This window comes from Rhodococcus sp. USK13 (assembly GCF_018343855.1).
GTDB classification, from domain to species: domain Bacteria; phylum Actinomycetota; class Actinomycetes; order Mycobacteriales; family Mycobacteriaceae; genus Rhodococcus_F; species Rhodococcus_F oxybenzonivorans.
In genome coordinates, this window is the sequence record NZ_CP069242.1 from 2495477 (window position 1) to 2509345 (window position 13869).

The 13869-nt window shown below is 63.5% G+C and carries 13 protein-coding genes; 8 read left to right on the plus strand and 5 right to left on the minus strand.

The features are described 5' to 3' along the window. Positions 1 to 393 precede the first annotated feature (393 nt). The 5 genes from JQT59_RS14190 to JQT59_RS14210 all read right to left on the minus strand — a co-directional run bounded on the left by JQT59_RS14190 (position 394) and on the right by JQT59_RS14210 (position 5837). Complete coding sequence (locus JQT59_RS14190) at positions 394 to 1200, minus strand: alpha/beta fold hydrolase (RefSeq protein ID WP_213576667.1); 807 nt, start codon at positions 1198 to 1200, stop codon at positions 394 to 396. Between the two features lie 256 nt (positions 1201 to 1456). Beyond that, positions 1457 to 2626, minus strand: coding sequence for an NAD(P)/FAD-dependent oxidoreductase (locus JQT59_RS14195; RefSeq protein ID WP_213576668.1), 1170 nt, complete (start codon positions 2624 to 2626; stop codon positions 1457 to 1459). Then, on the minus strand, positions 2623 to 2823 hold the full coding sequence (locus JQT59_RS14200; RefSeq protein ID WP_141472752.1) for a ferredoxin: 201 nt from the start codon (positions 2821 to 2823) through the stop codon (positions 2623 to 2625). Before JQT59_RS14200 ends, JQT59_RS14195 begins: the two co-directional genes overlap by 4 nt. An 8-nt stretch (positions 2824 to 2831) precedes the next feature. Next, on the minus strand, positions 2832 to 3947 hold the full coding sequence (locus JQT59_RS14205; RefSeq protein WP_213576669.1) for a cytochrome P450: 1116 nt from the start codon (positions 3945 to 3947) through the stop codon (positions 2832 to 2834). Positions 3948 to 4151: 204 nt separating this feature from the next. Continuing rightward, entirely contained in the window at positions 4152 to 5837 is a 1686-nt protein-coding gene (locus JQT59_RS14210; protein ID WP_213576670.1) for a flavin-containing monooxygenase, read from the minus strand. A 552-nt stretch (positions 5838 to 6389) separates the two neighbouring features. Between JQT59_RS14210 and JQT59_RS14215 the strand changes: the two genes are divergently transcribed. The 8 genes from JQT59_RS14215 (at position 6390) to JQT59_RS14250 (ending at position 13649) form a co-directional block, all read left to right on the plus strand. Further along, positions 6390 to 7142, plus strand: a complete 753-nt coding sequence (locus JQT59_RS14215; protein ID WP_213576671.1) for an SDR family NAD(P)-dependent oxidoreductase — start codon at positions 6390 to 6392, stop codon at positions 7140 to 7142. Between the two features lie 41 nt (positions 7143 to 7183). Further along, positions 7184 to 7597 carry a nuclear transport factor 2 family protein gene (locus JQT59_RS14220; RefSeq protein ID WP_213576672.1) on the plus strand — a complete coding sequence of 138 codons (414 nt, stop codon included), beginning with the start codon at positions 7184 to 7186 and terminating at the stop codon, positions 7595 to 7597. A gap of 100 nt (positions 7598 to 7697) precedes the next feature. After that, positions 7698 to 8681 (plus strand): quinone oxidoreductase family protein, encoded by a 984-nt coding sequence (locus JQT59_RS14225; protein ID WP_213576673.1) that lies wholly within the window; start codon positions 7698 to 7700, stop codon positions 8679 to 8681. Positions 8682 to 8733: 52 nt separating this feature from the next. Next, positions 8734 to 9873, plus strand: a complete 1140-nt coding sequence (locus tag JQT59_RS14230; protein WP_213576674.1) for a cupin domain-containing protein — start codon at positions 8734 to 8736, stop codon at positions 9871 to 9873. Between the two features lie 92 nt (positions 9874 to 9965). Beyond that, a complete protein-coding gene (locus JQT59_RS14235; RefSeq protein WP_213576675.1) occupies positions 9966 to 10808 on the plus strand; it encodes an alpha/beta fold hydrolase in 843 nt (280 codons plus the stop codon). 210 nt (positions 10809 to 11018) lie between these two features. Continuing rightward, the gene (locus JQT59_RS14240) at positions 11019 to 12089 is read left to right on the plus strand and encodes a cupin domain-containing protein (protein ID WP_213576676.1); all 1071 of its coding nucleotides are present in this window, start codon (positions 11019 to 11021) and stop codon (positions 12087 to 12089) included. A 7-nt stretch (positions 12090 to 12096) separates the two neighbouring features. Then, positions 12097 to 12924, plus strand: a complete 828-nt coding sequence (locus JQT59_RS14245; protein ID WP_213576677.1) for a fumarylacetoacetate hydrolase family protein — start codon at positions 12097 to 12099, stop codon at positions 12922 to 12924. Between the two features lie 5 nt (positions 12925 to 12929). Continuing rightward, positions 12930 to 13649, plus strand: a complete 720-nt coding sequence (locus JQT59_RS14250; RefSeq protein ID WP_213576678.1) for a maleylpyruvate isomerase family mycothiol-dependent enzyme — start codon at positions 12930 to 12932, stop codon at positions 13647 to 13649. Positions 13650 to 13869 lie beyond the last annotated feature (220 nt).

The following is a 13869-nucleotide window of genomic DNA, read 5'->3' on the forward strand; positions in this document are numbered from 1 at the left end:
CGCAAGGAACTGCTTCCGCTAGTCGAGCACTGCGCCCGACTGATCCGGCCGGTCCTCGACACCGGACCTGCGGACACCCAACTGGTTCGAAATCTACAAACATATCTACGTGAATCCCCCGACACGACCGGTTCAATCGGCTTTGACGACTATCTCGCCGACCTGGAGGGGCAACGGCTCTGATGAGGCGAGTGTCTCTGGCCACCTATCGCTCCCGGGGGCGCCTCATGGACCCCCGGGGGAATGGCTGGACCCCCTCTTGGGAGTCCTGCGTAGCCGCTCCGCTCGCATTTCCGAGACAGCTCAGGTCAACAGCATGCTCGTGCCGTCGATCGAATGGCAGCGGACAGTTTTTGAACGACGTCAGGGCACGGACTGACGGAGGGTCGTGCCCTACGAGAGAAAGTCGTCGACAAGAGCCGTCACCGTCGCTTGCTGCTCGACCTGCGGGATGTGGCCGCAGTCGGGAATGATCTTCTTGGTCGAGTGGGGGATCAGTTCGGCGTACTCGTCCGCATAGGCCGCGGGTGAGAGCTTGTCGTCTTCTCCCCAGATCAGCAGCGTGGGGGTTGTGATGCGGTGTAACCGTCGCCGCAGGCCCCTGTCGGGCTTTGGCCACACGAACTTGCCGGTGCATTCCATGGCCTGGGTCATGCCTTCCACGATTTCGGCGACGAGGGCCGGGTCGTCTGGCATGGCGAACGTCGCGGTTGCCGCGGGGCCGGTCGGGTCGCTGAACATCAGTTCCGGGAACTTCTCGAGAGGGGTTGCCATCCAGTTCGTGACCGGATGGTCGTCGTTCCACAGTCCCACGGCGTCGAGGATGACAAGTTTGCTGAAGATGCCAGGGAACGTGGCTGCGATCTCGGCCGCCAGCATGCCGCCGAACGACTGGGCGACGGCGACAGGCCGGACAAGCTCGAGTTTTGTCAGCAACTCCTGGTAGGTCAGGACGACATCCCACAGCTCGTCCAGCTTGTCGATGTCGTTCGGTCTGCCCGGGGCGGTCCCTGGGAAATACGGCGCGTAGACGGTGTATTTATCGGCGAGGCTGAGGACGTACGGGTCGACGACGAGGCCGCCCGCCGAGTGGAAGTAGACCAGCGGTGGACCGCTGCCGAGGACCTGGACGCTCATCGTGAGCTCACCGCCGCGTACGGACATGTCGGTATAGGTAACTTCTGCGGTCTTGGTGGTCATGCTGGATCTCTCTGGATTGAGGGAAAGAATCTCGGGATCGGGAGAGCGTTGCGCACAAGCTCTCTACAGGGACCCCTTGGGATTTACCTGTCTCGTTCGGGCCCGCGCAGGATGGACGCGGTCTTGCCCCACTGCTTCTCGGTCACTCGAGTCGTTGAGTCCTGCGTCGGAACACGTTCCGACTCATCAGGGCCGGCTCAAATCAAAGGTCTGGTCTACACCGTGCGACATGGAACGTGCGCCGTACGACGCGATGTCAGGAAGCTGTCACGACACCATCGGCTGCCATCCGGCGTAACTTCACCACTGGCATCTTGCGATTAATGGTTGCCGCTGCTACCGGTCGGCCGTCGGCGGTGGACCATTGAAGTAGATAGGCCCCTGTCGCGTCGTCGTGGTCGACTATGAACGGGGTGTCGTTGTCGGGGATCCGTCCGCACACCTTGATCTGCTTGCCGAACGCCTCGGTCCAGAAGTAGTGATCGGGTGTGGCGATCGGTGCATCTCGACCGTGCATCAAGGATAGGGCAGCGGTGCGGGCTTGGCGCACGGCGTTGTTCCAGTGGGGAAGTCGCGTGATTTCACCGGTGGGCTGCCGTACGGCCGCTACATCCCCCGCAGCGACGACATCGGTAATCGCGAAGCAATTTTCGTCGACGATGACTGGACCTCTGGTGTGAAAGCTGCTTCCGGCCAGCCATTCGGTGTTGGGGATGTCTCCGACGGCCGAGATGACAACCTCGGCCCGAAGTTCGGTATCGCCGTACCCGACGCCCAGGACTTCGCCATCGCCGAGAATGCGCACCCCGTCGACGGCCCTGACGAACCGCACACCGGCGGATTCCGCCTCGGCTACGACCACTGCCGACAGCCAGGCCCCCAGTAGTCTCCGCAGCGGCGGATCGCGGTCGATCACCGTGACGTCGAGTCCCAGCTTGCTGCACGTCGAAGCGATCTCCATGCCGAGGAACCCCGCGCCGACTACTGCCACGGTCCGTGCGGTGGAGAGGCGTTCCGCGAGAGCGGGGATGTCGGCGGCATCCCGAACCACATACTCGCCGGACTGCCCAGGCTGCGACAACCGCCGCGCGCGCGCTCCGGAGGCCACGATCAGTCCGTCGAACGGAATGGTGCCGCCGTCCGCGACGTGGAGGGTGTAGGCCTGGTCGTCGAGTCCGACTACTTCCTGTCCCAGACGGACGTCGATGTCGTCGGTGGACATCGGCAATGCGCAGCTGGCTTGATCGGCCGACCCGGAGAGCACCGCCTTGGACAGAGGCACCCGGGAGTACGGCAACTGCATCTCGGCCGAGAGCATCGTCAGCTCACCCCCATACCCCTCGGCACGCAGGACTTGAGCGGCGGTGACCGCGGCGATGGATCCGCCGACGATGACGATGTTTCGGCGCTCCGCAACGGCCGTCACGGGTTGCCCACCACTCGAAGCGCGGCGACGGGGCACACTCGCGCTCCAGCTTCGGCGGCCTTGGCGACATCATCGGTCAACGGGTTGACGAGAATGTCGAGTTCACCCTCGTCGTCGAGTCGATAGATGTTCGGGGCGATCTGTTCGCAGGTGCCGTGGCCCTCACAGCGCTCGCGGTCCAGTTCTACGTGGCTCATGTCTGTTCCTATTCGCTCGTTAGGGTAATGGGGAGTCTGGTTATGCCGGAAAAGCCCGGGATGTGGTGGGTCAGTTCCGGTTCACCGGTCGGGGTAATGGTTGCTACTCGGCGCAGGAGGGAAGACATCACGGCCCGTACCTCCAGGCGGGCGAGGCCTTGACCGACACAACCGTGGGTGGCGTAACCCAGTCCGAGGTGGTCGACGGGATTGCGGTGGATGTCGAAGGTGTCGGGGTCGCTGTAGTGCCGGGGGTCGCGGTTGGCCGAACCAATGCTGACGATGATGCGTTTACCGTCAGGAATAACATGCCCATCAAGCTCGACCTCGCGGGTGGTGCCTCGATAGAGCACCTGTGCCGGTCCATCCAGCCGTATGGATTCCTCGAAGCCACTGCCGATGAGCGAGGGATCGGCCTTCAATGCTGCCCAGGCCTCCGGATTGCGTGCCAAGTTGTTCAGGTAGAAGCCGAGAGTGTGCACGGTGGTTCCCATGCCGGCGATCAGGTAGGAGCTCATCAGCGGCGCCGCGTTTTCGGGTTGGATGCGTCCGTCGTCGACGGCGTCGAGGATGGCGGTGCCCCAGCTGTCGGGCTTGAGAACGTCGCGGTTCGTGACATTTTTGATGTAATCGGCGAACTCCACGACCGTGGGCATCCCGTCGGCGTAGCGGTCGCCATGCGGGCCGAACGTCATGAGCATCCGTTCCCCCCCGGGTAGCAGGATCTCGCGTCCCTCGTCGGGTAGGCCGATGAGGTCGGCGACGGTGTCGACCGGCATCCGTTGGCACAGGGCTTCCATCGCCTCGATTGAGCCGGCCTCCACGGCCTCGGCAACCAGATCGTCAGCGTGCGCGGCCACCTGCTCGCCCAACTGCTTCAATGCGCGCGGCGCCGTCCTCGCGCTGAGGACTCCGCGGAGCGTGTCGTGCAGCGGCGGGTCCGTGGTCAGCGGTGTTGCGCCGAGGAGCGCGCCCATTTCCTTGCCGTAGACGGTCTCGGCAGCGGAAGAGAAGGTCTGCCAGTCGGCCAGGGTTGCTCGCGCCTCGTCATAACGGGTGATGACCCAGGTGTCGCTGGTCGAGAGGTAGACCACGCTGCCGAGTTCGCGGAGCGTCGACCACATCGGGTGGGGATTACGGACGTTGTCCTCGTCGAAGATGCTGATCTCGCTTGTCGGCCCGCCGTGTGTCAGAACGGTGGACGAATCGTTGTCGCTCGTCATAGCTGTGCTCCGTCTTTGTGTACATGAATTGAAATCGTGGTCCTGACGGACCGCTGGATGATTGCCGTAACCACGAGCGGAAAGGCCAGTTAGATTCGGTCGCAGTTAGATTCGTTGGTGGCGGTGCCCAGATGACCCTGCCAGTGATGCTGAACGTTGCGCCGAGAGATCGAAGCCGTCGTAGCCGTCGGCAACGACCTTCGCGCAGATCTCCCGGTACGCTGCGGCCCCGCCGATGTAGAGCATGCACACCCGCGGCGTCCCGTTGGCCCCGCCTGTCATCCACCAGGCGTCTGTCTCGGGGAGCAGGGTCGCATCCGACAGTTCGACAGTGTGTGCAACCCAGGCGTCCTCTGCTGGAAGCTGCGCTTCGATCGTCTCCCACCCGTTCTGTCGGCAGTACTCGATGGCATCGGCGATGAAGTCGACATGGTCTTCGATGGCCAGCGGCATGTTGTACAACACAGACGGGCTCTGCGGACCGGTGACCAGGAACAGGTTGGGGAAGCCGTGGACGGACAGACCCAGATATGTCCGGGGACCGTGCGCCCACTTGTCGTTCAAAGTCACACCGTCACGTCCGACGATGCCCATGTCCAACACGGGTCCGGTGATGGCATCGAAGCCGGTGGCGAGTACCAGGATGTCGGCTTTGTGTTCGGAATCGGTAGTGAGTACTCCGCCGGACGTGACGGACACGATCGGTGTTTCTCTGACGTCGACCAACGTGACGTTCGGCTGGTTGAAGATTTCGTAGTAGCCCGACTCGAACGGTGGGCGCTTGGTTCCGTAAGGGTAGTCCGTCGGGATTAATTTCTCGGCAAGCACGGGATCGTCGATTTGTTCGCTGATTCGTTCGCGGATGTATTCGGAGATCGTGTCGTTCGCCGTTTTGTCGATCAGAATGTCCTGAAATGACCCGACATAAAGCTGAAATCCGCCCGCGGTCCAGCATTCATCGAAGACCCGCCGACGCTCCTCGGGTGTGACAGCCAGTGCGGACGGCAGGGGGTTGTAGTCCGGAACGCCTCCTCTGGTATTGCGGGCATTCGCTCGTACTTGCGAGTAGTTCGCTTTGATCGTGGCAGTACGTTCGGGATCGGAAGGCGCGTTTCTCAGCGGGGTAGCGTAGTTGGGGGTGCGCTGAAAAACTGTCAGGTGAGCGGCTTCTTTCGCAATCTCGGTGATCACTTGGATGCCACTGGATCCGGTGCCGATAACCGCAACGTTTTTGCCATCGAAATTCACGCCGTCGTGCGGCCATTTTCCGGTGAGATAGATTTCTCCGTCGAAGTTCTCCATACCCTCGAAACGGGGCTCCTTCGGCACCGACAGGTTTCCGGAGCCGCATATGAGGTACTTCGCGGTCACGGTGGATCCGTCGTCACAGCCGATCTCCCATCTGCGTTCATCGTCTTTCCATACAGCCGAGGTGACCCGGGTTTCGAAGGTGATGTCCGAGCGAAGATCGAAACGATCCGCCACGTGGTTCAGGTAAGCCAGGATCTCGGGTTGACCGGCATATTTTTCGGACCAGTTCCATTCTTCTTGCAGGTCCGCCGAGAACGAATACGAGTAGTGCAGGCTCTCGACGTCGCACCGCGCGCCAGGGTATCGATTCCAGAACCACGTCCCGCCGACCCCGTGTCCGGCCTCGAACACACGAACGTGTAGTCCAAGCTGATCACGAAGTTTGTGCAGTGTGTACAGCCCGGCAAAGCCGGCCCCGACCACAACTGCGTCGACGTCCGGCCGAGAGGGCTGTTTCGCGGGAATGTCCAGATGTGCCATGTCGCTTCTTTCCATGATGTTTGATGAAATCGGGCGGAGATCGATTGACGCTTCGTGAACCGAAATGGCTGTGCGCCGGACGGGATCGCTGGAAGGCAGTTCGCAATCCAGGGACTACCCCTCGATTCGTTATGGCGTCCATCACAGGGCCGCGAGATCTTGAACCTAAGGGACAGGACGTCGGCCGGTGTAGATGTCTGTGTCCGGATTCCGCCCTGCGGAACGCTCGCGGGATCCCTGAGGCTTGGCACTCCCGTCCCGTTTGGGCCGCCGTTCCGCGGAGCGGAATCTCAGGCTTGTGACCGTGCGCACACAGGTCCGCGGGATCTAGCGTATGGAAACAGTCGCACCGTGCCTGAGTCTCGGAGAGGCATGATTCGTCGGACAGTGGTGGTCATCGTGTCGCGGTGCTTCACCCCTGGCACTAAAGACCTTTGGGACGATCGAAACTCGGTCTTCGCACTCCCACTGCCGGTAAAAGTGCGGATCCAGTTCCCAGATTCAGTGCACGTTCGATCCCACTCCTAATTCCCCGAACGAGAAGGAACCGCTATGCAGAGCTTGAAGGCCAAGGTTATCGCCGTCACCGGTGGGGCCAGCGGTATCGGCCGTGCGACAGTCCTTGAAGCGTTGTCTCAGGGTGCGAACGTCGTGGCCGGGGATATGAACGGCGTTGCATTGAAGGCCCTTGCCGACGAGACGGAGAATCTCGCGGGACGGCTGCACACCGTGGAGATGAACGCCACCAGCCCCGAGGACGTCGCCGACTACGTTGCCGGGGGAGTCCAGGAGTTCGGCCGCATCGACGGGCTGCTGGTCTCCGCGGGCATCACCCGCGGCGCGCCCATTCTCGAGATGAGCCACCACGACTGGCACTTCGTGCTGGATGTCAACCTGTCGGGCGCCTTCTACGTCATGCAGGCGGTCGCTCGTCAAATGGTCGCGCAAGGAGACGGGGGCTCCATCGTTGCCATCACGTCCGACCTAGCGATCACGGGCCAGGTCGGAGGTGGTAATTATGTCGCGTCGAAGGGCGGCTTGATCAGCCTCGTCAAGACTTTCGCGCTCGAACTCGGAAAGCACCAGATTCGGGCGAACACCATCGCTCCAGGTGCAACCGACACACCGCTCCTACAAGTCACGGCGCCTCAGGAATTCATCGATGACTGGGTTCAGCACGCGCCGCTGGGTCGTCTCGGGGACCCACGAGATCATGCAGAGATGGCGTCGTTCCTGTTGTCCGACGCGAGCGCGTGGATCACAGGTCAAACATTTCCTGTCAATGGTGGATCGGTCATGCCGTGATCGGATTTCGTAGCCAATCGAGTCTGAGCTGAAGGAACATCATGTCAGTGGAATTGAACAAAAAGATCGTGCTAGACGCCTGCAGATGCATCGACGACCGGGACTTCACGGCACTGTTCGACCTCATGGCAGACAACGGAACGTGGACGTATCCGATCAGATCCGATCGGTTTCGAGACGGCGGCCGAAAGAACAAGGCCGGTGCCCGGGCTACGCTCGAGGGCTTTCTCGGCGGCTTCGCCGAGTTCAGCTTCGTCGTCCGTAGCGTGACTGCCGAGAACGATCGAGTCGCAGTCGAAGCGACGGCACACGGAGTCGGTCCGGGTGACGCGGAGTACACGAACAACCCCCTCCTCATGTTCAGGCTCGAGGACGGGCAGCTCGCCGAAGTGACGGAGGCCCTGGACCCCTTCGAGGTCCTCGCCTATGTCGAACAATTGGCGGACCGACAGTGATCGCCGGCTTCCTTTGCCCATGTGCAGCACACCATGAGGCGCTACCAGGAGGACGTACCTTGACCGAATTCCAGTACGACACGGATGACGGGATCGGGTGATGGGGTCCACCATGCGCGCGGTCGCATACACCGGGCTCGACGGACCGAAGGACATCCAACTGATCGACGAGCCCGTTCCCACACCCGCAAAGGGAGAGGTCCTGATCCGTGTCAGTCGGGTCGGGGTGAACGCCGCGGACAAGATCCTGCTCGACACGGGGTTCAATCCGTTTACCGGTCAGCCGTCCACCTACCTCTCGGGGTCCGTCATCCCCGGTGGTGAGGTCGTGGGTGTCCGCGAGGACACCGGGCAGCGCGTGGTCGCGCTGTGCGGGGCCGGGGGATACGCAGAGTGGGTCGCCGTGTCCGAGACGCGGGTGTTCCCGGTCCCCGACCATGTCGATGACGCCGATGCGCTGACCCTGATGGCATCGGGGCTGACGGCGTGGTTCCTGTACGAGGCGGCGCATATCGCTCCGGGTGAGAGCGTAGTCATCACCGGCGCCGCGGGGGCGCTCGGTTCGATCGCAGTCCAGTTGGGAGTATGCCGCGGTGCGGGTCGGGTAATCGCATTGGCGTCGACTCCAAAGAAGCGGCAGTTCGCCCAGGATCTGGGTGCGCATGCGGTCACCGACAGCTCCGCCGACAGACTCGCCGACCGTCTCGTCGAAGCGAATGGCGGAGCGCCGGTCGACGTGGTCTTCGACATGGTCGGCGGCAAGGTGTTCGAGGAAGCGCGAGCAGCATTGGCACCGTTCGGACGCATCGTCGTCTTCGGCACAGCGTCGGGCGACTCGCCGACCCTCGAGACGGTAAGTTTGGCGTTCGGATCCCACTCCGTCACCGGTGTGTGGCTGCCCAACTTCGTCGACGCCGGGCTCGCCGGCCCCGCCCTGGACACGCTTTTCGAACTTCACGGCCGTGGTGAGGTACGCACCCAGGAGGGGCCACTGTTCGACTTGGAACACGCGCGCGAGGCGCAGGACGCCCTGGCCGACAGGAACACCTTCGGAAAGGTTCAGATCGACGTCACCACACGGTGAATTCGGTGCAGGACCGTCAAAGAAATCTTCGCTCAACAACCAAGGATGAGTAATGACCACTACAGAGCACCGCCCGGCTGTGACCAACGGAGCCTTCCGCACCCCGGCCCCGGGCCGGGAGCTGCGATACAGGATAGGGCCCGGCGACGAGAAGGCCATGTACGTCCTCGCCGACGCCTCTCAGACCAACCGCCGATTGACCGTCACCCTCCACGAGTTGGAGCCGGGCGAGGAATCCGGCATGCACATGCACACCTTGGAGGACGAAGGCTTCTTCGTGCTCGAGGGCAACGTCACCTTCTTCATGCCCCACGACGACTGCGTCATCGAAGCCGGCCCTGGTGAATTCGTGTGGCACCCCGTCGGGCGGGCCCACAGCTTCACGGCGGGCGACACCCCGGTGAAGATTCTCCAGTACCTGGTGCCGGGAACCGAACTCATCCCCGGGTTCTTCCAGGAGGCCGCCGAACTCGAGCTCGACACTGCTGAACAAATGGCAGCATTGGCTGAAAAGTCGTTCCGCGACTACGGAGTTCGGATCTACGGGCCCGACGCCCCTCCGCCGTCGACGAGGACCGCCGCCTCCCGGGGCCCGGTGACGCCCGACGCACGTTTGCTGATGCCGAGCGAGAGCGACCGAATGGTGAACGCACCGTTCAAGTCCGATGCATCGGCCAAGTACACGATGAACATCGACCGCAACATGATGACTGATGTCGAACTCAAGTTCCATGCGTGGGGCCACCAAACCGGCGACCTGTTCGAGCTGATCGAGGTCGCCTGGACCAAACCCGACATCGTGTACCCCCACGTACACACCCTCGAGGAAGAAGGCTTCTACATCCTGGAGGGGGAGTTCACCCTCTATGTGTCCGAGCCAGACGGGATCACCAAACAGGTCGGACATCCCGGCGACTTCATCTGGGGGCCCCGGGACCTGCCGCACTTCTACCACATCACCGGAGCACACGGCGCCCGAGTCCTGACATGCCTGGTGCCGGGTGGCTCCGGCTTCGTCAAGTACTTCTACGGCATCGCGGTCGAAGGCAGAGGATCCGACCTGTCGACCGATGAGAAGTTCGCGGAATTCGCGGACTGGTCAGCGAAGACGTCCGGACAGTTCTTCCTCCCCCCCGGTGAATGGCCGGGAGCGCTACCGGCGCCCGGAGTCGCTGCGGCAGAGACACAGTGAGCCTGCAATGACCTTGTCTCCGGCGCCGAACTCGGCGCCGGAGACCATCTCGTGACTGTTCACTCCATTCACTGCAGATCGGTTCGAACCCCTTGTCCAGATACATTCCCGCGGCGCGCAGCCGTACAATCCTGATCGACGGGATCCGCACGCACTACCTGGAATGCGGGGAAGGGCCGCCGGTCGTTCTCCTGCATGACGGAAGCTACGGCTCGTCGGCGGAACTGTCCTGGTATCCCACCATCGACGCTCTCAGCCGGTCGCATCGCGTCATCGCCCCGGACTGGCTCGGCTTCGGCGGAACCGACAAACTGCACGACTTCAACGGCGGACGCAGTCGGCGCCTTGCGCACATGACCCGATTCCTCGAGACCCTGGATGTCGGGATCGCGACGTTCTGCGGGGTCTCGATGGGGGCGACACTACTGCTCACAGTCGCCGCCGGCGACGAGTTCGACTGGCATATCGGAGCGATCGTCTCGGTCTCGGGAGGCGGGTTCATCCCCTTCAACGAGGCCCGGGCCGCGACACTCGACTACGACTGCACCCTGGAAGGGATGAGGAAGATCGTCTCCTACTTCGTGCACGACCAGACCCTGCTCGACGACCATCGCCTGGTCCAGGCCCGCTACGAGGCAGCGATCCGGCCGGGAGCCTGGGAGGCGGTCGCAGCGGCCCGATTCAAATCACCGCTCGCCACCGGCCGCAACGAATTCGGTCACCGCGACACCCTCGCCTACGAACGCATCAATGCACCGACGTTACTCGTCGCGGGCGCCGACGACCGACTGCGAGAACCCGGCTACGCCGACGAACTCGTCGACCGCATACCTAGAGCGGAACTTCTGACTTTCGCCGAATGCGGACACCTTCCCCAGATCGAACACCCCGACCGATTCAACCACGCGGTGAACGAGTTCCTCGCAAAGCATTGACGTCGGTCGGCGCGTTCGCCGCCGCTCGACAACCGATGACGACGATTCGGCGAGCAAGAACAGCGGTTTCTAATGCAATGTGGCATAAGTAAGTTGACTGTCGATAGCTACTGAACTCTGCGCATTTCCCTCGCTGCGGCGAGGGTCCCCAAACTTCCAAGGCTTCGGCTGTCCGACGACGCCGCACGCGAGTGCTCACGAGGAGAATTCATGACTACCGCCCACGCCAACGCTCCAGAACTGGATCGGCTGTACGCTGATTTCGAGGCCGAGCACCTGAATCCGTTGTGGACCCAGCTCGGTGATCTGATGCCGATGACGCCGATGTCGCGGGCGGTGCCGTTCGTGTGGAAGTGGTCGACGTTGTATCCGTTGGCGCGGCGGGCCGGGGATCTGGTGCCGGTCGGCCGGGGTGGGGAGCGGCGGGCGATCGCCCTGGCGAACCCCGGCCTGGGTGGGGTGCCGTATGTGACGCCGACGTTGTGGGCGGCGATCCAGTACCTGGGCCCGAAGGAGGTGGCCCCCGAGCACAGGCACGCGCAGAACGCCTTCCGGTTCGTGGTGGAGGGGCAGGGGGTGTGGACGGTCGTCAACGGGGACCCGGTCGCGATGCGGCGCGGCGACTTCCTGCTGACCCCGGGCTGGCATTTCCACGGTCATCACAACGAAACCGATCAGCCGATGGCCTGGATCGACGGCCTCGACATCCCGTTCGTGCATTACACCGACACCGGCTTCTTCGAGTTCGGGTCGGAGAACGTCACCGACGATTCCACCCCGGACGTGTCCCGGTCGGAACGGTTGTGGGCGCACCCGGGGCTGCGGCCACTGGTCGGGTTGGACGCGAAGACGTCCTCGCCGATCACGGCGTACCGGTGGGAGCACACCGACGCCGCACTGCGCGAGCAACTCCAACTCGAGGACGAGGGCTACGCGGCGACCACCGAACCCGGTCACGCCGCGGTCCGCTACACCAACCCGACCACCGGCGGCGACGTGATGCCCACGATCCGGGCGGAGTTCCACCGGCTGAGGGCAGGTGCGCACACCCGGCCCCGCCGCGACGTGGGTTCGACCGTCTACCAGGTGTTCGACGGTTCCGGGCGGTTCGTCCTCGGCGGCGAGGCCCGCACCGTGGCCAAGGGCGACATGATCGTCGTCCCGTCCTGGACCGAGTGGTCGATCGAGGCCGAGTCCGAGTTCGACCTGTTCGCGTTCTCCGACGCCCCCATCGTCGAGCGCCTGCACTTTGATCGCACGTACATCTCCGAAGGAGCCTGACAATCCCATGAAGCTTGCCACCCTGCGCCGCGCCGGTGCCACCGTCGCCGTCCGCGTCGATTCCGACACCACCGCCACGATCATCGACGGGTACCCGGACCTGTCCGCCCTGCTGGCCGACCCGGAATGGAAGGCGCTCGCCCAGAACGCGTCCGGTGACGTGGTCACACTCGAGGGTGCAGATTATGCGCCGGTGGTCCCGAACCCGGGCAAGATCATCTGCGTCGGCTTGAACTACGCGAACCACATCCAGGAGATGGGCCGGGACCTGCCCGAGTACCCCACCTTGTTCGCCAAATTCAGGGAAGCGCTGACCGGTCCGTACGACGACGTGATCGTCCCGTCCTATGCCGCCGCCCAACTGGACTGGGAAGGGGAACTGGCGTTCATCGTCGGCAAGCAGGCGTACCAGGTGTCCGAGGCCGACGCCGAGCAGTACATCGCCGGGTATTCGGTAATGAACGATTACACGATGCGCGACTACCAGTACCGCACCCTGCAGTGGGATCAGGGCAAGACGTTCGAGAAGACCAGCGGTTTCGGCCCGTTCCTGACGACCACCGACGCGTACACCTTCGGCGGCACCCTGGTCACCACACTCGAGGGGCAGGTGGTGCAGACCACCACCACCGACGATCTCGTGTTCACCCCGGCGAAGTTGGTGGAGTACATCTCACACATCGTGACGCTGCAGCCCGGGGACGTGGTGATCACCGGCACCCCCGGTGGGGTCGGGCACGCCCGCAAACCCGGTCTCTACATCCAGGACGGGCAGACCGTCGAGGTCAGCATCGAGGGCCTGGGCACCGTCCGCAACACGACGATCATCAAGTAGCGGCCATGAGCTTTCACGATCTGCTGTTGGGCGAGCGGTTGCTGATCGCCCGCCGCGGCACCGCGTATTTCGCCCAGCGTCTGGCGGAGCTGTCCGACGAGCAGCTGTCTGAGCCGACGGCGTTGGACGGGTGGTCGCGGGCACATCTGGTCGCGCACGTCGGCTACAACGCGGCCGCGTTGTGCCGGCTGCTGGACTGGGCGGCGTCAGGCGTGGAGACCCCGATGTATGCGTCGGCGGTGCAGCGGGGCCGGGAGATCGCCGAGGGTGCCACCCTGTCGGCGGCGGCGCTGCGGAACCTGTTCGACCACACCGTGGCTAGGCTCGACGAGAAGTGGCGCAACCTCCCGGCCTCGGCGTGGGATGCGCAGGTGCGGACCGCGCAGGGCCGGATGGTGCCGGTGTCGGAGACGGCGTGGATGCGCACCCGGGAGGTGTGGATCCACGCCGTCGACCTCGGCGACGGCGGCCGGTTCGGCGACTTCCCCGACGTCGTCCTGGACTCGCTGCTCGCCGACATCGTCGGGATGTGGCGGCGCAAGGACCTCGGCACCGGCCTTATGCTCGCGGTCGACGGGCGTGAACCGGTTGCGGTGCAGCCGGATTCACCGCCCGCCGACAAGGTGTCCGGGCCCCTCGCCGCCGTCGTGCGGTGGGCCGCCGGACGCGGCGCCGTTGACGTGAACATCGACGGTGGAGTCGGGGAACCGCCGCGTTGGCTTTGATCTTTTGATCCATCGGCACTGGCAGCGCCTTGGATTTCTAGGCGAACATTCGGTGACTGTCAGCATGATTCGTTTTCGGGTCCCGCAATCGACTCGATCGTATGCCTCAGCAGGCTGGTCGAGGGAGAGAGGTTCTTCTATCGCGATCGATGGAGAGCCATCTTGTGCGACAGAGGTCAGGTCGGTTGGGCAACTCTGACGCTGTGGGCGCGTGTCGTGG